Here is an 18,520-nt window from a genome sequence, read left to right as displayed (position 1 = left end):
ACCTCTTAACTTTTAACCTTCACCGTTCGCGGAGTCTTTCCCCGGAGGGGACTTGCGACCGCGAAAATCAATCAGGCTGTCGACAATGGCCAGGACCATCAGCAACGGGTAGATCAGCTGCATGATCAGCGGCAACGTCACGTACATGCCCACCAGCCAGAACCCGGCCAGTCGCCCCTGTGCCACCAGCCCGTGCATCAAGGCGATGCCGGCCAGCACCAGAACCAGGCTCGACGCCGATGCCAGGATGATGAACTGCGACCCGATAAACGGAGCCACCACCATCACTGCCACCAAGACCGCCATGGTCTGTTTTGGCAACTTCAGCTCGCGAAACTCGCGGCCGAAGCCTCCAGGGTTGTACAACGCTGCCTGCCAATAACGCGCCAGCACCAGGGCCAACACGCTGAACAATTGCACCGTCACTGCTGTGGAAGCGACCAGCACAGGGCGGATCAGCTCACCGGAGAGCACCGGCTCCCCTTCGATTTTCGGCATGGCTTCGGCAAACGCCTTGGCCAGCACATCGAAGGTCTGCGCCAGCGCCATGTCGAGCACGAGGCTGAAAACCACGGCGAACACGGCACTGGCGACCAGCACACGGCTCCAGGGATGCTCGGCGCGCAAAAGCGCAGCCAGGCCCAGGGCACCGGCAATCACCAGGAAGGTGATCGGATCGCCCATGAACCACACGGCCAGCCCGGCCAGCAGGCCGCCGGCGATGACCGTTGAAGCATCCTTGAACCCACGCCGCAGCAGCACAAGGCTGCCGGCAGCGGCACTCAACCAGAACAGCAGCGGCAGTACCGCGCTGATGACCACCACCAGGGTGGCCTGCACACGACCGCGCATGATGAAACTTGCTAACGCTCGCATGCTAATCCCTTACTGCTTGTCGACGACCCGGTCTCAGCGGCCGTGGCTGTCGGTGTAGGGCAGCAGGGCCAGGAAGCGGGCGCGCTTGATAGCGGTAGCCAGCTGACGCTGATAACGAGCTTTGGTACCGGTGATACGGCTTGGAACGATCTTGCCGGTTTCGGATACGTAAGCTTTCAGGGTGTTGAGATCTTTGAAGTCGATCTCTTTCACGTCTTCAGCAGTGAAGCGGCAGAATTTACGACGACGGAAGAAACGTGCCATTTAATAGGCTCCTCTAAAGGTCCGTGGATTACTCGTCAGCGTTATCGCTGGAGTCGCTGTCATTGCTGTCGTCGCCATCGGCGGATTCAGCATGCTCAGGACGCTCACGACGCTCACGGCGCTCGCTGCGGTTTTCTTCAGCCTTCAGCATCTCGGACTGGCCGGTTACGGCTTCGTCGCGACGGATGACGAGGTTACGGATAACGGCATCGTTGTAGCGGAAGTTGTCTTCCAGCTCGGCCAGGGCCTTGCCGGTGCACTCAACGTTCAGCATCACGTAGTGAGCCTTGTGAACATTGTTGATTGCGTAGGCCAGTTGACGACGGCCCCAATCTTCCAGGCGGTGGATCTTGCCGCCATCTTCTTCGATCAGCTTGGTGTAACGCTCAACCATGCCGCCGACTTGCTCGCTCTGGTCCGGGTGAACCAGGAAGATGATTTCGTAATGACGCATGAATGCTCCTTACGGGTTAGTAGTCTGCCAGGGAATCTGGTCAGACAAGGAGTGAATGACACTGTATGTCTTGCACGGAGGGGAGGCACATGCGCGCCTGCCAGCTCGGCAAGGGGCGCAATTGTAGAGAAGGCGGGACGCACAAGCAAGGTGATTGGTGATTATTTGAACAGCCTGAAACATATTCACAGGCTACCGGCGCTTTCGCGGGCAAGCCCACTCCCACTGGTACTGCACAGGGCTCTAGCATTGTGCGGTCCCTGTGGGGGCGGGCTTGCCCGCGAAGACGCCGCTACAGGCTGAAAATCAGCGCTTGGCCTGACGCTGGCGCACGGCCTCGAACAGGCAGACGCCCGTCGCGACCGACACGTTCAGGCTGCTCACGCTACCGCTCATCGGCAACTTCACCAGGAAATCGCAATGCTCGCGGGTCAGCCGGCGCATGCCCTTGCCTTCTGCGCCCATGATCATCACCAGTGGGCCGGTCAGGTCCTGCTGGTAAATCTCCTGCTCGGCCTCGCCAGCGGTACCCACCACCCACAGGCCACGCTGCTGCAGCTTCTCCAGCGTACGTGCCAGGTTGGTCACGGCCACCAGCGGAATCACCTCAGCCGCACCGCAGGCCACCTTGCGCACCACCGGCGTCAGGGTGGCCGACTTGTCCTTGGGCACGATCACCGCTGTGGCGCCGGCCGCATCGGCAGTACGCAAGCAGGCGCCAAGGTTGTGCGGGTCGGTGACGCCATCCAGCACCAGAATCAGCGGCGGCGTTTCGCTGCGCTCGAGCAGTTCTTCAAGCATCAACTCGCCCCACACCTGGCTCGGGCTGACCTCGGCAACCACGCCTTGGTGCACGCCCTCGACCCAGGCATCCAGCTCCCGGCGCTCGGCCTGGCCAACCGGCACGCGGTTTTCTGCGGCCAGTTCCAGCAGCGCCTGGATGCGCGGCTCACTGCGCCCTTCCGACAGCCAGATCTGCTTGACCCGCTTCGGATGGTGCTGCAGCAATGCCTGCACGGCGTGCACGCCGTAGATCTTTTCCAGCTGACTCATGACTTGCTCTTGCTCTTGCGTGGCGCACCGGACTTCGGCGGGCCTTTACGATGCTTGGTCGGCTTGCCCGAAGGCTTGCCACCCTTCTCTGCCTTGCTGCCTGCGCTGCTGCGGGCGTCAGTCATCAACGCCTTTTTCATCTCACGGCTTTTGCGCACTTCAGCGTTGCGTTGCACGGCATCTTTGGGGAAGTACGCCTCGGAAGCCTCGCCCTTGCGGCTGCGCGGCTTAGGCGTGGCTTTCGCTTCCATGGCCGGCTGCGGCTCGGCCTTGTCGGCCTTGCCAGCGGCTGGAGCCGGGGCTGCGCTTGCGCCACGCTGCTTGCGACCAATCGGGCCGCTGAGGGTCGCTTCGGCGACTTCGAAGTCGATCTTGCGTTCGTCGAGGTCGACGCGCATGACCTTCACTTCGATGGTGTCGCCCAGGCGGAAGCTGCGCCCGGTACGCTCACCCGACAGGCGGTGGTGCACCGGGTCGAAGTGGTAGTAGTCACCCGGCAGCGCACTGACGTGCACCAGGCCTTCGACGTAAATGTCGGTCAGCTCGACGAACAGGCCGAAACCGGTGACTGCGGTGATCACACCCGGGAAGGTCTCGCCGACGCGGTCCTTCATGAACTCGCACTTGAGCCAGTTGACCACATCACGCGTGGCTTCATCGGCACGGCGCTCGGTCATCGAACACTGCTCGCCGAGCTGCTCAAGGGCATTCACGTCGTACGGGTAGATACGCGCCTTTGGAATGCTCATGGCGCCAGCACGCTTGACGTGCGGGGTATCGACCTTGGAGCGGATGACACTGCGGATGGCGCGGTGCACCAGCAAGTCCGGGTAACGACGGATCGGCGAGGTGAAGTGAGTGTACGCTTCGTAGTTCAGACCGAAGTGGCCATTGTTGTCGGTGCTGTACACCGCCTGGCTCAACGAACGCAGCATCACGGTCTGGATCAGGTGGAAGTCCGGGCGGCCGGAGATGCTCGCCAGCAGCGCCTGGTAATCTTTCGGCGAAGGATCCTTGCCTTTGTGCAGCGACAGGCCCAGCTCGCCGAGGAAGGCGCGCAGTTTTTCCAGACGCTCTGGCGGCGGACCATCGTGCACGCGGTACAACGACGGCACTTCGTGCTTCTGCAGGAACGCCGCAGTGGCGACGTTGGCCGCCAGCATGCACTCTTCGATCAGCTTGTGGGCATCGTTGCGCACGGTCGGGCGGATTTCCGCGATCTTGCGGTCCTCACCGAAGATGATGCGGGTTTCCTGGGTCTCGAAGTCGATGGCGCCCCGCGTATGGCGGGCATCCACCAGCACCTTGTACAGGTTGTACAGGTTCTTCAGGTCCGGCAGGACCTCCTTGTACTCCTCGCGCAGCGCCTTGCCCTCACGGGTGCGGGCATGTTCGAGCATGCTGCTGACCTTGTTGTAGGTCAGACGGGCGTGGGAGTGGATAACGCCTTCGTAGAACTGATAGTCGACCATCTGGCCGGCTTTGTTCATGGTCATTTCGCAGACCATGGCCAGGCGATCGACGTGCGGGTTCAGCGAGCACAGGCCATTGGACAACTCCTCGGGAAGCATCGGCACCACGCGCTCGGGGAAGTAAACCGAGTTGCCGCGCTGCTGGGCTTCGTTGTCCAGGGCCGAGCCCAGGCGTACGTAGCTGGATACGTCGGCAATTGCCACGTACAGGCGCCAGCCACCCGAGAACATGCGCAATTTGCCCAGCGGTTCGCAGTAGACGGCGTCATCGAAGTCGCGGGCGTCCTCGCCGTCGATGGTGACGAACGGCAGGTGGCGCAGGTCGATGCGCTTCTCTTTGTCCTTCTCTTCGACTTCGGAGCGGAACTTGCGCGCTTCCTTGACCACATCGTTGGGCCAGACGTGTGGAATGTCGTAGCTGCGCAGGGCAACGTCGATTTCCATGCCAGGCGCCATGTAGTTGCCAATCACCTCGACCACATCGCCCTGCGGCTGGAAGCGCGGCGTGGGCCAGTGGGTGATCTTGATTTCGACGAATTGGCCGATCTTGGCGCCACCGTTACGCCCGGCAGTGACCAGCACTTCCTGCTGGATCTTCGGGTTGTCCGGCGTCACGTAGCCAATGCCGCCTTCTTCGAAGTAGCGGCCGACCACGCTTTCATGGGCGCGGGAGATGACTTCGACCAACACGCCCTCACGGCGGCCACGGCGGTCGACGCCCGAGACACGGGCCAGGCCGCGGTCGCCGTCGAACACCAGGCGCATCTGCGCCGGGCTGAGGAACAAGTCTTCGGTGCCGTCATCCGGGATTAGGAAGCCGAAGCCGTCACGGTGACCGGAAACACGGCCACAGATCAGGTCCAGCTTGTCTACCGGGGCATAAGTGCCGCGCCGGGTATAGATAAGCTGGCCGTCACGCTCCATGGCACGCAGGCGGCGGCGCAGGGCTTCGATCTGGTCTTCTTCGTGAAGACCGAACTCTGCCGCCAGCTCCTCGCGCGCGGCCGGCTCACCACGGTCGGCGAGGCGCTGCAGGATCAGCTCACGGCTGGGAATGGGGTTGTCGTATTTTTCCGCTTCGCGAGCGGCCTCGGGATCGAGGGATTGCCAATCGGCCATCAGAAGGGGTTCACCTTGGGATATATAGATAGGAATTCTGGCATGTGTGTATTGAAACCGGAAATGTCAGCCTTGGACAGCCCCCGCTGCTGTGTATAGAGAGGGGCAATAGGCCTTCGGAATCAACAAGTTGAATTTTTTGAAATTTTTTTTGCCCGGGGGGTTTACAGCCCCCCGGACCGTCCGTATAGTGCGCACCACAACGACGGACAAGCCCGAAGTTGTAGTAGAGATGAACGGCGCTGTAAAGCATCTTTTAATCTCGAATGTGTGCCCAGGTGGCGGAATTGGTAGACGCGCTGGTTTCAGGTATCAGTGACCGCAAGGTCGTGGAAGTTCGAGTCTTCTCCTGGGCACCAAGTATTTTCAAGTAACAGATGACCAAGGATCTGTTACTACTGTGTGAAAGCGAACGATAGTCGCCTTCTCCAGACGATGTAAAGCTTTGCCCAGGTGGCGGAATTGGTAGACGCGCTGGTTTCAGGTATCAGTGACTTAACGGTCGTGGAAGTTCGAGTCTTCTCCTGGGCACCATACAAAAACCCACTAGCTTGCTAGTGGGTTTTTTCTTGCCTGCGATTTATGCATTCATCCCTATCACGCCTGTGGGAGCGGCCTCGCGTCGCGAAAGGGTCGCACAGCGACGCCAGCGTTTTTGGCGTGAACGCTGAACCCGGGGCCGCTACCCGCCCCTTTCGCGACACAAGGCCGCTCCTGCATCGCCCATGAATTTCTCGTCACCCGGCCACTTGAGAAACGATTTCGTTTACCATTGTTTCCGAATATGTAGCCGTAAGCGAGGAAGTACCCGCATGACGATCCGCCCGCAACCGCTGATGCGCACCTTGGCTGCCGCAGTCCTGAGCCTGGTGATCGGCGCTCCGGCCGCCCTGGCAGACGAACCGGTCACGCTGACCATGTACAACGGCCAGCACAAGGAAATCGGCGAAGCCATCGCCAAGGCCTACGAGGCCAAGACCGGCATCCACATCAATATCCGCAAGGGCAGCAGCAACCAGCTGGCCAGCCAGATCATCGAGGAAGGCGACCGCTCCCCGGCCGACATCATCTATACCGAAGAGTCCCCGCCGCTCAACAACCTGGGCGAGCTGGGCCTGCTGGCGAAGATCGATGACGCCACCGCGAACATGGTGCCCAAGGAGTACGTGGGCGCCAACGGCACCTGGATGGGCATCACCGCCCGTACCCGTATCGTGGTCTTCAACCCGAAGAAGGTCGACGAGAAAGACCTGCCCACCACGGTCATGGACTTCGCCAACCCGGAGTGGGAAGGGCGCGTCGGCTATGTACCGACCAGCGGTGCCTTCCAGGAGCAGGCCGTGGCCATCCTGAAGATGCACGGGCGTGAAGCCACCGAAGAATGGCTGACCGGCCTCAAGGCCTTCGGCAAGACCTACACCAACAACATGGTCGCCCTCAAGGCCGTGGAAAAAGGCGAAGTCGCTGCGGTACTGGTGAACAACTACTACTGGTATGCGCTGCAGCGTGAGCGCGGCAAGCTGGATACCAAGCTCTACTACCTGGCCGATGGCGATGCTGGCAACCTGGTCACCATCTCTGGCGCCGCCGTGGTCAAGGCCAGCAAGCACCCGAAAGAATCCCAGGCGCTGCTCAACTGGATGGCCAGCGAAGAAGGCCAGCGCGTGATCACCCAGACCACTGCCGAGTACCCGCTGCACAAAGGCATGGTCTCCGACCGCGGCCTGAAGCCGTTCGAAGACCTGCGCCCGCCAAAGATCTCGCCAGCCGACCTGGGCAATGCCGAGGAAGCAATCGAGCTTGAACGCGAGGTCGGCCTGCTCTGATGACTGCCGCCCTGTCCGAGCCGGTGCCGGTACGTTTCGTGCCGCGCCGCAAGCGCCCCTCGATCTGGGTGGTGCTGCCCGTGCTGTTCCTGGTGGCGATGAGCTTGCTGCCGCTGCTGTACGTCGCCATGAAAGCCTGGGAAGCCGGCTGGCGCGAAGCCCTGCACCTGCTCTGGCGCCCGTTCGTCTGGGGCCTGATGCGCAATACCCTGATGCTGATGGCCGGGGTAACGTTGGCGTGCATGGTGGTCGGCCTGGCCCTGGCCTGGCTGCTCGAGCGCAGCAACCTGCCCGGCCGCCGGCTGTGGGGCGTGGTGTTGTGCCTGCCGTTCGCTGTGCCGTCGTTCGTCAGCAGCTTCACCTGGGTGTCGCTGAGCTCGGACTTCGAAGGTTTGGGCGGGGCGATCCTGGTCATGGCGCTGTCCAAATACCCACTGGTGTTCCTGCCGGTGGCAGCGACCCTGCGCAACCTGGACACCTCACTTGAAGAGTCGGCGCGCACCTTGGGTTACAGCCGTTGGGGCGTGTTCCGCAAGATCACCCTGCCGCTGCTGTGGCCGTCGATGCTTGGCGGCGCGCTGCTGATCGCCCTGCACATGCTGGTCGAGTTCGGCGCACTGTCGATCCTGGGCTTGCAGACCTTTACCACGGCGATCTACCAGCAGTTCGAGCTGGAGTTCAGCAACGCCAACGCTGCGATGCTCTCGGCCGTGCTCCTGGCACTATGCCTGCTGATGCTGTGGCTGGAACTGCGCGTGCGCGGCAAGGCCCGCCATGTGCGCATCGGCCAGGGCGTGGCACGCCGTGGGCAGCCAGTGCGGCTGCGTGGCTGGATGCCGTTGGCGCAACTGTTCTGCCTGGGCCTGGCGATTCTCGGCAGCGGCATCCCGCTGGCGATGCTGGGCTACTGGCTGAGCGCGGGCTCGTCGGCAGCGTTCCCGGTGGCGGCGATAAGCAAGGCGCTGCTCACCTCGCTGTCGGTGTCGCTGGGCGGTGCAGGCTTCTGCGTGCTGCTGGCACTGCCGGTCAGCTTCCTGGTGGTGCGCTACAAAGGGCGCCTGGCATTGTGGGCCGAGCGCCTGCCGTACTTGCTGCACGCCCTGCCCGGCCTGGTGATCGCCCTGTCACTGGTGGTGTTCTCGCTACACTACGTGCCGGCGCTGTACCAGACAACAGCGCTGCTGTTGCTGGCTTATGCGCTGTTGTTCCTGCCACTGGCCCAGGCGCCGGTACGCACCGCGCTGAACAAGGCTTCGCCGACCCTCGAAGAGGCGGCCCGCACCCTGGGCGCCAGCAGCTTCGCGGCGTTCTGCCGGGTGACCCTGCCGATCATCTTCCCGGCCATGGCGGCGGCTTTTGCACTGGTGTTCCTCGATGCCATGAAGGAGCTGACAGCTACCCTGCTGCTCAGCCCGACTGGCATGACCACCTTGGCCACCGAAGTCTGGGCGCACACCGCCAACGTCGAGTTCGCAGCAGCGGCGCCTTATGCGGCGCTGCTGATTGTGGTTTCGGGGTTGCCGGTTTATCTGCTGACTACGCGGATGTATCTCAACAAGGCGTGAAAGTGAAGCTCAGGCTGCCTCGCGGCCTGGGCGGCGACCAGCTGAGCGGACATGAGCCCCCTGTCATGTGTCGCCGACAGCTCAGCAACACCACTCTCTGTAGGAGCGGCCTTGCCGGGGCGCTCCTACAAGGGACCGTGCAGGTTTCAAGCCCTGAACTGCCCCAGGCTGGCGCGCAGCTGCGCTGCCAGATCATCCAGCACCTTGCTGCTGGCAGTGGTTTGCATCACTACCTCGGCCGAGCGCTCGGCCTGGGCATGGATGTTTTCCACACGCCCACGCACTGCTTGTGCGCCGTGGGCTTGCTGCTCGGCAGCCCGGGTCGCCAGGCCGATGGCCGCATGCACCTGCTCCACTGCAGCCTGCACCGATTGCTGGCGACGCTCATTGTCACGCAGCACCAGCAGCCCTTCGCTGGCCTTGAGCCCGGCCTGGCCGATGGTCGCAACCGCCTCCTTGGCACCTTTCTGGAGGGCGGCTATGTGCGCTTGAATATCGCCCGTAGAGCTCTGCGTCTTGCTCGCCAGCGCCCGTACCTCATCGGCCACGACTGCAAACCCGCGCCCCGTCTCGCCCGCGCGCGCAGCTTCAATTGCTGCGTTCAGAGCAAGCAGGTTGGTCTGCTCGGCGATGCCATGGATGACCGTGAGCACCACTTCAATTTGCTCGCTCTGCTTGGCCAGGCGCTCGATCACCTGAGAGCCCGTCTCAACCTGCCCGGCAAGGTTTTCGATCAGGCTCGCCAACTGCGTCGAGGAACGGCTGTTCTCATCGGTCGCCTGGCGAATGTCCACCACCTGCTGCAAGGCCGCCTGCATGGCATGGCTTTCAGCCTGGGCTTCGTCAGCCATGCTCGACAGGTCGCGCAGGCTGGCGGCCACTTCGTCACGCTGCATCGCCGCCGCGGCATCGGCCCCGGCGTTGCGCTGGGCCATTGCGCCGATCTCGACACCGGTACGCTGGGCCACCTCGCCCGCCTCGCGGACGATGGGCTGCAGCTTGTCGACGAAGCGGTTTACCGCTGAAGCCATGTCGCCGATCTCGTCGCGGCTGTCGAGGGTCACGCGCTTGGTCAGGTCGCCTTCGCCGGCAGCCAGATCATTGAGCGCAGCGATCAACAGGCGCAGCTTGCTCAGTACCCGGCGACCTAACACCAAGGCCACCACCAGCAGCACGCCCAAGCCAACCACCACCAGCCCCAGGCCGATGCGCCAGCGTAGTTCGGCAGCCGCATCACGCACGGTCTGCGCGGTGTTGGCCTGCATTGCAGTGGCGCTGGCCTGCGCGGTTTCCAGGCGCTCGCGCAGGGCCTTGCCACTGTCGGCCGCGGCAGCGCCCAGGCTATCGCCGACCAGTTGCTCACCACTGGCGATCAGGGCATTGAAACGCTGGTCCAGCGCCTTGAGTTCCTGGTCAACGCCGGCAGTGGAAACACCCATCAGGACTTTGCCGATCTCGGCACCGTTGGGGTTGATCGAGGCTTCGACGAAATACACCGACGGATCGCGGCGTGCAGCCTCGAGTACTTTGTCCAGTGCACGCTCGCCCTGGCCCTTCTCGATAAGCGCCTGGTTGATCGGGTTCTGCCGATTCAGGTAGCGGGTCAGGTGCTGGCCCTGGGCGTCGTCGTAGATCACGAACAGCACGTTGGGGTTGCGCTGGGCGCGGCGGGCGAAGTCGGAAAGCATCGGCACATCATTATCCCAGATCGCCCGCGGGGCGACCGAGGCCAGCAGTTCGGCCATGTCGTTGGCCGAGTCCTTGAGGTTTTTCTCCAAGGTTGCGCGCAGCTGCTGCTGTTCGTCCTGAAGCCGCGTGGAAAGGCCTGCGCTCAGGCGCTGGCGGGTGCTGCTGGAAAGGCTTTCGAGGCCCCCGCGCACGTCCTGCCCGGCCTGCTCCAGCTCGCCAGCGAGCTGGCGGCTGTCTTTGCCAAGGCGCTCGCCCAGGTCGGCCTCCAGGGCTGTCACGGTGCTGCGGGTCAGCGCAACGGCAACCAGCACTTGCACCAAAAGGGCGATACCAAGGGCAACAAACACAGGCCGCAAGAGGCGGCTTCGTAACAATGAAAGGATGGCAGACACGGTGTAACCCTCGTGTTTTCTGGCGCCACTATTTTGATGGCATCTACAGAATCTTCTTACAGCAAGGGTTGTGCCGTACACAGCAGGGAAATGTGCCAAGGTCTAGCAAGTCGCCAGCCCTGCACCACAAATGAAAACGCCGCGATCCTTTACAGGACCGCGGCGTCAGATCAGCCTGGAGGGCAGATCAGGCGAACGGATGACGCAGAACGATGGTCTCGTTGCGGTCCGGGCCGGTCGAAATGATATCGATCGGCGCGCCTACCAGCTCTTCGATGCGCTTGATGTAGTCACGCGCAGCTTGCGGCAGCTCTTCCAGGGTTTTCACGCCCAGGGTCGACTCGCTCCAGCCTGGCATCTCTTCGTACACCGGCTCCAGGCCGATGTAGCTGTCGGCATCGGAAGGTGCGTCGATGACGGCACCGTTCTCGTTCTTGTAGCCAACGCAGATGTTGATGGTTTCCAGGCCGTCCAGCACGTCCAGCTTGGTCAGGCAGATGCCCGAGATGCTGTTGACGTCGATGGCACGACGCAGGATGACGGCATCGAACCAGCCGCAACGACGGGCACGGCCAGTGGTCGAACCGAACTCGTGGCCACGCTTGGCCAGGGTGGCGCCCGTCTCGTCGAACAGTTCGGTCGGGAACGGACCGGAACCAACGCGAGTGGTGTAGGCCTTGGTGATACCCAGGATGTAGTCCAGGTACATCGGGCCAACGCCGGAACCGGTGGAGATACCGCCAGCGGTGGTGTTGGAGCTGGTGACGTACGGGTAAGTACCGTGGTCGATGTCCAGCAGCGAGCCCTGAGCGCCTTCGAACATGATGTCCTTGCCGGCGCGGCGCAGGTTGTGCAGCTCTGCGGTGACGTCGAGCATCATCGGCTTGAGCTGTTCAGCGTAGGCCATGCACTCGTCCAGGGTCTGCTGGAAGTCGATGGCCGGCTCTTTGTAGTAGTTCACCAGCTGGAAGTTGTGGTAGTCCAGCAGCTCACCGAGCTTAGCGGCGAAACGCTCGCGGTGGAACAGGTCGCCAACGCGCAGGCCGCGGCGTGCGACCTTGTCTTCGTAGGCTGGGCCGATGCCGCGGCCGGTGGTGCCGATCTTGGCTTCGCCACGGGCTTTTTCACGGGCCTGGTCCAGGGCCACGTGGTACGACAGGATCAGCGGTGCAGCCGGGGAGATACGCAGGCGCTCACGCACCGGTACGCCTTTCTCTTCCAGCTTGGTGATTTCACGCATCAGGGCGTCCGGGGCAACGACCACGCCGTTGCCGATCAGGCACTGTACGCCTTCACGCAGGATGCCCGAGGGAATCAGGTGCAGAACGGTTTTTTCACCGTTGATCACCAGGGTGTGGCCCGCGTTGTGGCCACCTTGGTAGCGCACTACGGCGGCAGCATGTTCGGTCAGCAGATCGACGATCTTGCCTTTGCCCTCATCACCCCACTGGGTGCCCAGGACGACGACATTCTTACCCATTACATTGGTCCTCATTCACGCAAACTTGGTTGCCGGCCTGTTGCCGACGCAGAAACTCACTGGGCCAGCGGCAGAACCTGCCAGCGCCCGTCTTGCTGAATCAATTGCCGATCACAATCCGCCTCGAGAGCAGCACTCAACGGTTGGCCAGGCAGAGCCTGGACCACACGCTGGCCCTCGCTGCGCAACTGGCAGACCTGCTGCCAGAGGGCCGCGTCGCCACTGTCCGGCATCCAGATGCCGCCAGTTGGCAATACGACCTCCGCTCGCCCCAGTGTGACCAGGGTCTTCAAATCCGTGGAGAAACCGGTGGCCGGACGCGCCCGGCCAAAATCGGCGCCGATATCGTCATAGCGGCCGCCCTGAGCGATCGATTGACCCTCGCCCGGGACGAACACGGCGAACACCACGCCGGTGTGATAGTTGTAGCCGCGCAGCTCGCCCAGGTCGAAATACAGCGGCAGGTCCGGGTAGCGCGACGCCAGGCGATCAGCGATCGCCAGCAGGTCGTCGAGCGCCGCCAATACGCTGGCCGGGGCACGGCCCAGGCGCACACGGGCTTCAGCCAGCACTTCGCGGCCACCGCACAGTTCGACCAGGGCGCGCAGCATGTTGCCCAAGTCCTTGGGCAGGTCGGCGGTCAGTGCCTGCACTTCATCGACCGACTTGCGCTGCAGGGCGTCGAACAGCTGCTGTTCGACCGCGCCGGACAGGCCGGCGGCACGGGCCAGGCCGCGGTAGATACCGACGTGGCCGAGGTCCATGTGCACATCGGCAACATCGGCCAGTTGCAGCGTGGCGAGCATCAGGCTGATGACTTCGACATCGCTGGTCGGGCTGGCGTCGCCGTACAGCTCGGCACCCAGCTGAATCGGGCTGCGCGAGGTGGACAGGGCACGCGGCTGAGCGTGCAGCACGCTGCCGGCGTAGCACAGGCGGCTCGGGCCTTCGCGGCGCAGGGTGTGGGCGTCGATGCGCGCCACCTGCGGGGTGAAGTCGGCGCGGAAGCCCATCAGGCGGCCCGACTGCGGGTCGACCACCTTGAAGGTGCGCTGATCCAGGTCCTGGCCGGCGCCGGTGAGCAGCGACTCCAGGTACTCGATATGCGGGGTGACGACCAGCTCATAGCCCCAACTCTGGAACAGGTCCAACACCTGACGGCGCGCGATCTCGATACGCGCAGCCTCAGGTGGCAGTACTTCCTCGATGCCATCTGGCAGCAGCCAGCGGTCTACCGTTGCCATTACGCCATTTCCCCTCTGGTCCGGGCGGCTTGCCTGCAGGCGAGCCGTCAGTAAAGCCGGTATCGCGCACAGCAGCGGGCAGCACTGATCCCAGCGCAGCCACCGTACCCGATACCCTCGAATTGCCTTGCGAGCTGACCAAACCGTCAACTGGCGCTTTGCCAATCAACCTTGCAGACGCAAAAAAGCCGGGAAATTTCCCGGCTGCCTCATCATACACCCCTTTTCATTCAGGATGCACCCCGCCTGGTATTTTAGCTGCCAGGCGGGGCGCTCCTGCATGGAAGTCAGGGCCTGAGCATCACGGCTTGCTCTTGTCCAGGAAGCGGAAGAATTCGTTCTTCGCGTCCAGGACCAGCACGTCGCTCTTGCTCGAGAAGCTCTCGCGGTACGCCTGCAGGCTACGGTAGAACGCATAGAAATCGGCGTCCTGGCTGTAGGCCTTGGCGTAGATGGCAGCCGACTGGGCGTCGCCATCACCGCGGGTCTCTTCCGCTTCGCGGTAGGCCTCGGCCAGCAGCACACGGCGCTGACGGTCGGCATCGGCGCGAATACCTTCGGCCAACTCGTTACCTTTGGCGCGGTGCTCGCGGGCTTCACGCTCACGCTCGGTGCTCATGCGGTCGAACACACTGCGGTTGACTTCCTTCGGCAGGTCGATGGCCTTGACGCGCACGTCGATGACCTCGATACCCAGCTCCTTGCTGGCCATGCGGTTCAGCGATGCGGTGATGTCAGCCATCAGCGCGTCACGTTCACCGGAAACCACCTCGTGCAGGGTACGTTTACCGAACTGGTCACGCAGGCCGCTTTCCAGACGACGTGACAGACGCTCGTCGGCGATCTGCTTCATGCCGGAAGTGGCGGTGTAGAAGCGCTCGGCATCCTTGACGCGCCACTTGGCGTAGGCGTCGACCATCACCGCCTTCTTCTCCAGGGTCAGGAACCGCTGGGTCGGGGCGTCGAGGGTCATCAGGCGTGCGTCAAACTTGCGTACCTGGTTCACGTACGGAATCTTCACGTGCAGGCCCGGCTGGACATCCGCCTGGACCACCTTACCGAAGCGCAGCAATACCGCACGCTCGGTCTGGGACACGATGTAGAAGCTGTTCCAGGCCACGATGGCCAGAACCACGGCGGCGATCAGGGCGATCAGCGATCGGTTGCTCATCAGCGGCTCTCCCTAGTACGCAGCGGCTGCTGTTGCTGTTGCAGGTCCTGCGCCGCACGCGAGGCCGCATCGTTGACCGACGGGCTGACGCTGGTGCTTGGCGCGGCCGCGTTGCGGCTGCCTTCGACCATCTTGTCCAGCGGCAGGTAGAGCAGGTTGTTCTGCCCATCTTTAGCCGTGACCAGAACCTTGCTCGAATTGCTGTAGACCTCTTGCATGGTCTCCAGGTACAGGCGTTGACGGGTGACGTCAGGCGCCTTGCGGTACTCGCCAACCAGTTTGGTGAAGCGGTCGGCCTCACCCTTGGCACGGGCGATGACTTCGTCGCGGTAACCGTTGGCGTCCTCGATGATGCGCTGGGCCTGACCACGGGCTTCCGGCACCACGCCATTGGCGTAGGACTCAGCCTGGTTGCGGGCACGCTGCTCGTCTTCGCGGGCACGGATCACGTCGTCGAAGGCTTCCTGCACTTCACGCGGGGCTGCCGCGCTCTGTACGTTGACCTGGGTGACGGTGATACCGGTACGGTAGTTGTCGAGGAAGCGCTGCAGGCGTTCGCGGATATCCACGGCCATCTGCTCACGACCTTCGGTCAGCACCTGGTCCATCGAGGTGGAACCCACCACATGGCGCAGGGCGCTGTCGGTCGCATGCTGCAGGCTGACCTCAGGCTGGTCGACGTTGAGCACGAAGTCCTGCAGGTTGCTGATCTTGTACTGGACGGTAAGCGGCACCTCGACGATGTTCTCGTCCTCGGTGAGCATCTGCCCCTGCTTGGTGTAGGCACGCTCGCGCGTGACGTTTTCCATGTACTTGCGATCGATTGGCGGGAAGTAGATGTTCAGGCCGGGACCGACCGTCTCATAGTACTTGCCGAAGCGAAGCACCACGGCCTGCTCCTGCTCGTCGACCACGTACACGGCGCTGTACAGCCAGATTGCGGCGAGCACCGCCAGGCCGATGCCCAGCAGGCCGAAGCCACCACCTTTGCCGACATTGCGGTCACCGCCGCCACGTTTTTTGCCACTGCCGAACATGCCGTTCAGGCTGTCCTGCAGCTTGCGGAAGGCCTCGTCCAGATCCGGTGGACCCTTCTTGTCGCCACCACCGCCGCCACCGCGACGGCCGCCCCAGGGATCCTGATTGTTCGAGTTGCCACCCGGCTCGTTCCAAGCCATAGCGCTCTCCATCTGATAAAGCAAAGACGCGCCCACGGCGCGCCGTCCAATGCTACAGAATGCCTGCCACTGCTGCCCGGCGACCTCACCGAGCATTTATTGCAAAGTGTGTTGCTCGACAAACACTTGCGGCTCCGTGCCTTCACGACTGACCAGGCGATTCAACTCGACCCTGGGCAGCCGAACACTCAGCAGGCTGCGCCCTTCTTCGTCATGCTCTTCACTCTGCACGGCACCCAGGGCAAAGAATTGCGCGCGCAAGCGGGCAAAACGCTGCTCCAGACACAGGGTACCGACAAACAGATCATCCCCCAGCAACTCGGCAATCGCCTGGCCGACCAGCTCCAGGCCACGTCCATCTCGGGCCGATACCCAGACTCGCTGCGGCTTGCCATCGGCATCGCGCTGAATCTGCGGCTCGACATCTTCAAGCAGGTCGAGTTTGTTATAGACCTCGAGGATCGGCAAGCCTTCGGCACCGATCTCACCCAACACGGCCAGCACTTGCTCGATCTGCTCCATGCGCTCTGGCTCATGGGCGTCAATCACATGCAGCAGCAGGTCCGAGTTGCTCGATTCTTCGAGCGTAGCCCGAAATGCCTCGACCAGCTTGTGCGGCAGGTGGCGAATGAAGCCCACGGTGTCGGCCAGCACGATCGGCCCCAGGTCGGCCAGTTCGAGCCGGCGCAAGGTCGGGTCGAGCGTGGCGAACAGCTGGTCAGCTGCGTACACCTCGGATTCGGTCAGCGCATTGAACAGTGTGGACTTGCCGGCGTTGGTATAGCCGACCAGCGACACCGAAGGGATATCCGCCCGCTTGCGGCCACGACGAGCCTGCTCACGCTGGCTGCGTACCTTTTCCAGGCGCCCCTTGATCTGGCGAATACGTACCCGCAACAGACGGCGGTCGGTTTCCAACTGGGTCTCACCCGGGCCACGCAGGCCGATACCACCCTTCTGCCGCTCAAGGTGGGTCCAGCCGCGCACCAGCCGCGTGCTCATGTGGTCGAGCTGGGCCAGTTCCACCTGCAGCTTGCCTTCATGGGTACGCGCCCGCTGGGCGAAGATATCGAGGATCAGCCCGGTACGGTCAAGCACGCGACACTCGAAAACTCGCTCGAGGTTGCGCTCCTGACTGGGCGTGAGGGTGTGATTGAAAATCACCAGGTCTACCTGTTCGGCTTTGACCAGGTCGCGCAATTCCTCGACCTTGCCGCTGCCAATCAGGTATTTGGCCGTAGGCTGATGCCTGGCTACCGTGGCCAACGAGACGATGTCGGCTCCGGCCGACAGGGCCAGTTCCTGAAACTCCTGCGGGTCTTCGCGCGCCTCAGGGTTCTGACCTTCCAAGTGAACGAGCAGCGCCCGCTCACCACCACCGTGGCGCTCAAAGAACAATGCAGGCTCCTATCAGGCGTTGCCTGGCTCGCTGTCGCCGTGTTCGGAATCGGACGGGCTTGGCAGGCGAACCGGACGGGCAGGAACCACGGTCGAGATAGCGTGCTTGTAGACCATCTGGCTGACGGTGTTCTTCAGCAGTACCACGAACTGGTCGAAGGATTCGATCGAGCCCTGCAGCTTGATCCCGTTGACCAGATAGATCGATACCGGGACCTTTTCTTTTCTCAGTTGGTTCAAGTAAGGGTCTTGTAGCGAATGCCCTTTTGACATATGCCGCACTCCTGTAAGGATAAATAATAGAAAATCAGAAAAATTGATAAGTCAGGCCGCCCCTTCGCAAGAATAGACGGCTATCAGCAGGGACTCAGCTCAATATGGAGACGGCCCCAAGGTATTTCAAGGTGCGGGACAGATTGTCGCAGGCCAGGCTGTCGAGCCAGTGCACATCAGGCCAGCCACGCAACCAGGTGAACTGCCGCTTGGCCAGCTGTCGAGTGGCAATGATACCGCGTTCTCGCATCTCATTCTCAGTCAGCTTGCCGTCGAGGTAGTCCCAGACCTGCCGATACCCCACTGCCCGTATAGACGGCAGTGCGGCGTGCAAGTCACTTCTGGCTCGCAGCGATCGGACCTCGTCGACGAAGCCCTGTTCCAGCATCTGCGAAAATCGTAGCGCAATTCGCTTATGCAAAATGTGACGATCCGCAGGCGCAATTGCCAAACTCGCGACAGTATAGGGCAAATGCCCGCCCGCGCCTGCGTCTGCGCCGCTACTTTCCGCGAATTGACGCTGGCGATGAGCTGTCATGCTCTGGCCACTCACCCGATACACCTCCAGCGCCCTGATCAGCCGCTGCGGGTCATTTGGGTGAATGCGCGCTGCCGACTCAGGGTCCACTTCCGCCAGTTGCCGATGCAATTCGGCAAGGCCCAGCGCCTGGGCCTGGGCCTCGAGCTCTGCGCGCACCGCGGCATCGGCTGCCGGCATGTCCGCCAGGCCTTCGATCAGCGCCTTGTAATAGAGCATGGTGCCGCCGACCAGCAGCGGAATCTTGCCGCGCGCGGTGATTTCGGCCATCGCCTCCAGGGCGTCAGCGCGAAACTGCGCAGCCGAATAGCTCTCGGCCGGGTCGCGAATGTCGATCAGCCGGTGCGGATAGGCCGCCAGAATCTCTTTGGAAGGCTTGGCCGAACCAATGTCCAGGCCGCGGTAGACCAGCGCCGAGTCGACGCTGATCAGCTCGCAAGGCAGGACCTTGGTCAGCTCGATGGCGAGGTCGGTCTTGCCGGCCGCCGTCGGGCCCATGAGGAATATCGCAGGGGGCTTGCCGCTCAT

15 protein-coding genes, 2 tRNA genes and 1 pseudogene are annotated in these 18,520 nt (G+C 62.6%); 4 read left to right on the top strand and 14 right to left on the bottom strand.

What is annotated here, in order from left to right:
- Window positions 1–12 precede the first annotated feature (12 nt).
- From APH27_RS19410 to rnr, 5 genes are all read right to left on the bottom strand, one after another.
- Complete coding sequence (locus APH27_RS19410) at window positions 13–876, bottom strand: hypothetical protein (protein ID WP_060485666.1); 864 nt, start codon at window positions 874–876, stop codon at window positions 13–15.
- A 33-nt stretch (window positions 877–909) separates the two neighbouring features.
- Window positions 910–1,140: a 30S ribosomal protein S18 gene (rpsR, locus tag APH27_RS19405; protein WP_003249563.1), complete on the bottom strand. Its 231-nt coding sequence runs from the start codon at window positions 1,138–1,140 to the stop codon at window positions 910–912.
- Window positions 1,141–1,168: 28 nt separating this feature from the next.
- A complete protein-coding gene (gene rpsF / locus APH27_RS19400) occupies window positions 1,169–1,594 on the bottom strand; it encodes a 30S ribosomal protein S6 (RefSeq protein ID WP_013974420.1) in 426 nt (141 codons plus the stop codon).
- A gap of 306 nt (window positions 1,595–1,900) precedes the next feature.
- On the bottom strand, window positions 1,901–2,647 hold the full coding sequence (rlmB, locus tag APH27_RS19395) for a 23S rRNA (guanosine(2251)-2'-O)-methyltransferase RlmB (RefSeq protein WP_027920757.1): 747 nt from the start codon (window positions 2,645–2,647) through the stop codon (window positions 1,901–1,903).
- Window positions 2,644–5,238, bottom strand: a complete 2,595-nt coding sequence (gene rnr, locus APH27_RS19390; protein WP_060485665.1) for a ribonuclease R — start codon at window positions 5,236–5,238, stop codon at window positions 2,644–2,646. Before rnr ends, rlmB begins: the two co-directional genes overlap by 4 nt.
- A gap of 272 nt (window positions 5,239–5,510) precedes the next feature.
- On the opposite strand from rnr, the gene APH27_RS19385 reads away from it, so the two are divergent.
- The 4 genes from APH27_RS19385 to APH27_RS19370 all read left to right on the top strand — a co-directional run bounded on the left by APH27_RS19385 (window position 5,511) and on the right by APH27_RS19370 (window position 8,629).
- Window positions 5,511–5,597: transfer RNA gene (locus tag APH27_RS19385), tRNA-Leu, on the top strand.
- Window positions 5,598–5,685: 88 nt separating this feature from the next.
- Window positions 5,686–5,772 (top strand) — tRNA-Leu (locus tag APH27_RS19380).
- 278 nt (window positions 5,773–6,050) lie between these two features.
- Window positions 6,051–7,064 (top strand): extracellular solute-binding protein, encoded by a 1,014-nt coding sequence (locus APH27_RS19375; protein ID WP_027920755.1) that lies wholly within the window; start codon window positions 6,051–6,053, stop codon window positions 7,062–7,064.
- A complete protein-coding gene (locus APH27_RS19370) occupies window positions 7,064–8,629 on the top strand; it encodes an iron ABC transporter permease (RefSeq protein ID WP_060485664.1) in 1,566 nt (521 codons plus the stop codon). Before APH27_RS19375 ends, APH27_RS19370 begins: the two co-directional genes overlap by 1 nt.
- 146 nt (window positions 8,630–8,775) lie before the next feature.
- Here APH27_RS19370 and APH27_RS27235 read toward each other — a convergent pair whose 3' ends face one another.
- From APH27_RS27235 to miaA, 9 genes and pseudogenes are all read right to left on the bottom strand, one after another.
- On the bottom strand, window positions 8,776–9,480 hold the full coding sequence (locus APH27_RS27235) for a methyl-accepting chemotaxis protein (protein ID WP_371260276.1): 705 nt from the start codon (window positions 9,478–9,480) through the stop codon (window positions 8,776–8,778).
- Between the two features lie 201 nt (window positions 9,481–9,681).
- Window positions 9,682–9,894 (bottom strand): annotated as a pseudogene (locus tag APH27_RS27230) (methyl-accepting chemotaxis protein); the annotation flags it as partial.
- A gap of 1,003 nt (window positions 9,895–10,897) precedes the next feature.
- Window positions 10,898–12,190: an adenylosuccinate synthase gene (locus tag APH27_RS19360; RefSeq protein WP_003249542.1), complete on the bottom strand. Its 1,293-nt coding sequence runs from the start codon at window positions 12,188–12,190 to the stop codon at window positions 10,898–10,900.
- A gap of 56 nt (window positions 12,191–12,246) precedes the next feature.
- Window positions 12,247–13,434: an ATP phosphoribosyltransferase regulatory subunit gene (locus tag APH27_RS19355; RefSeq protein WP_027920752.1), complete on the bottom strand. Its 1,188-nt coding sequence runs from the start codon at window positions 13,432–13,434 to the stop codon at window positions 12,247–12,249.
- A 301-nt stretch (window positions 13,435–13,735) separates the two neighbouring features.
- Window positions 13,736–14,605, bottom strand: a complete 870-nt coding sequence (hflC, locus tag APH27_RS19350) for a protease modulator HflC (protein WP_027920751.1) — start codon at window positions 14,603–14,605, stop codon at window positions 13,736–13,738.
- Window positions 14,605–15,783, bottom strand: coding sequence for an FtsH protease activity modulator HflK (gene hflK / locus APH27_RS19345; protein WP_027920750.1), 1,179 nt, complete (start codon window positions 15,781–15,783; stop codon window positions 14,605–14,607). The genes hflC and hflK overlap by 1 nt, the downstream gene beginning before the upstream one ends.
- A gap of 96 nt (window positions 15,784–15,879) precedes the next feature.
- Window positions 15,880–17,181: a ribosome rescue GTPase HflX gene (gene hflX / locus APH27_RS19340; RefSeq protein WP_060485663.1), complete on the bottom strand. Its 1,302-nt coding sequence runs from the start codon at window positions 17,179–17,181 to the stop codon at window positions 15,880–15,882.
- A gap of 12 nt (window positions 17,182–17,193) precedes the next feature.
- Window positions 17,194–17,454: an RNA chaperone Hfq gene (gene hfq / locus APH27_RS19335; RefSeq protein WP_027920748.1), complete on the bottom strand. Its 261-nt coding sequence runs from the start codon at window positions 17,452–17,454 to the stop codon at window positions 17,194–17,196.
- A 94-nt stretch (window positions 17,455–17,548) separates the two neighbouring features.
- The gene (gene miaA / locus APH27_RS19330; RefSeq protein ID WP_060485662.1) at window positions 17,549–18,520 is read right to left on the bottom strand and encodes a tRNA (adenosine(37)-N6)-dimethylallyltransferase MiaA; all 972 of its coding nucleotides are present in this window, start codon (window positions 18,518–18,520) and stop codon (window positions 17,549–17,551) included.

It is taken from the genome of Pseudomonas sp. NBRC 111123, from assembly GCF_001320205.1.
Classification (GTDB): Bacteria; Pseudomonadota; Gammaproteobacteria; order Pseudomonadales; family Pseudomonadaceae; genus Aquipseudomonas; species Aquipseudomonas putida_J.
Note: the sequence above shows the minus strand (reverse complement) of the source record. Positions and strands in the feature narration are given on the sequence as shown.

Excerpts from the sequence above, each read along its gene's own strand:
- APH27_RS19360 (WP_003249542.1), bottom strand. The coding sequence starts at position 12,190 with ATGGGTAAGAATGTCGTCGTCCTGGGCACCCAGTGGGGTGATGAGGGC.
- APH27_RS19375 (WP_027920755.1), top strand. The coding sequence starts at position 6,051 with ATGACGATCCGCCCGCAACCGCTGATGCGCACCTTGGCTGCCGCAGTC.
- hflC (WP_027920751.1), bottom strand. The coding sequence starts at position 14,605 with ATGAGCAACCGATCGCTGATCGCCCTGATCGCCGCCGTGGTTCTGGCC.
- rnr (WP_060485665.1), bottom strand. The coding sequence starts at position 5,238 with ATGGCCGATTGGCAATCCCTCGATCCCGAGGCCGCTCGCGAAGCGGAA.
- APH27_RS19410 (WP_060485666.1), bottom strand. The coding sequence starts at position 876 with ATGCGAGCGTTAGCAAGTTTCATCATGCGCGGTCGTGTGCAGGCCACC.
- APH27_RS19355 (WP_027920752.1), bottom strand. The coding sequence starts at position 13,434 with ATGGCAACGGTAGACCGCTGGCTGCTGCCAGATGGCATCGAGGAAGTA.
- hflK (WP_027920750.1), bottom strand. The coding sequence starts at position 15,783 with ATGGCTTGGAACGAGCCGGGTGGCAACTCGAACAATCAGGATCCCTGG.
- hfq (WP_027920748.1), bottom strand. The coding sequence starts at position 17,454 with ATGTCAAAAGGGCATTCGCTACAAGACCCTTACTTGAACCAACTGAGA.
- rlmB (WP_027920757.1), bottom strand. The coding sequence starts at position 2,647 with ATGAGTCAGCTGGAAAAGATCTACGGCGTGCACGCCGTGCAGGCATTG.
- APH27_RS19370 (WP_060485664.1), top strand. The coding sequence starts at position 7,064 with ATGACTGCCGCCCTGTCCGAGCCGGTGCCGGTACGTTTCGTGCCGCGC.
- rpsF (WP_013974420.1), bottom strand. The coding sequence starts at position 1,594 with ATGCGTCATTACGAAATCATCTTCCTGGTTCACCCGGACCAGAGCGAG.
- rpsR (WP_003249563.1), bottom strand. The coding sequence starts at position 1,140 with ATGGCACGTTTCTTCCGTCGTCGTAAATTCTGCCGCTTCACTGCTGAA.
- APH27_RS27235 (WP_371260276.1), bottom strand. The coding sequence starts at position 9,480 with ATGGCTGACGAAGCCCAGGCTGAAAGCCATGCCATGCAGGCGGCCTTG.
- miaA (WP_060485662.1), bottom strand. The coding sequence starts at position 18,520 with ATGAGCGGCAAGCCCCCTGCGATATTCCTCATGGGCCCGACGGCGGCC.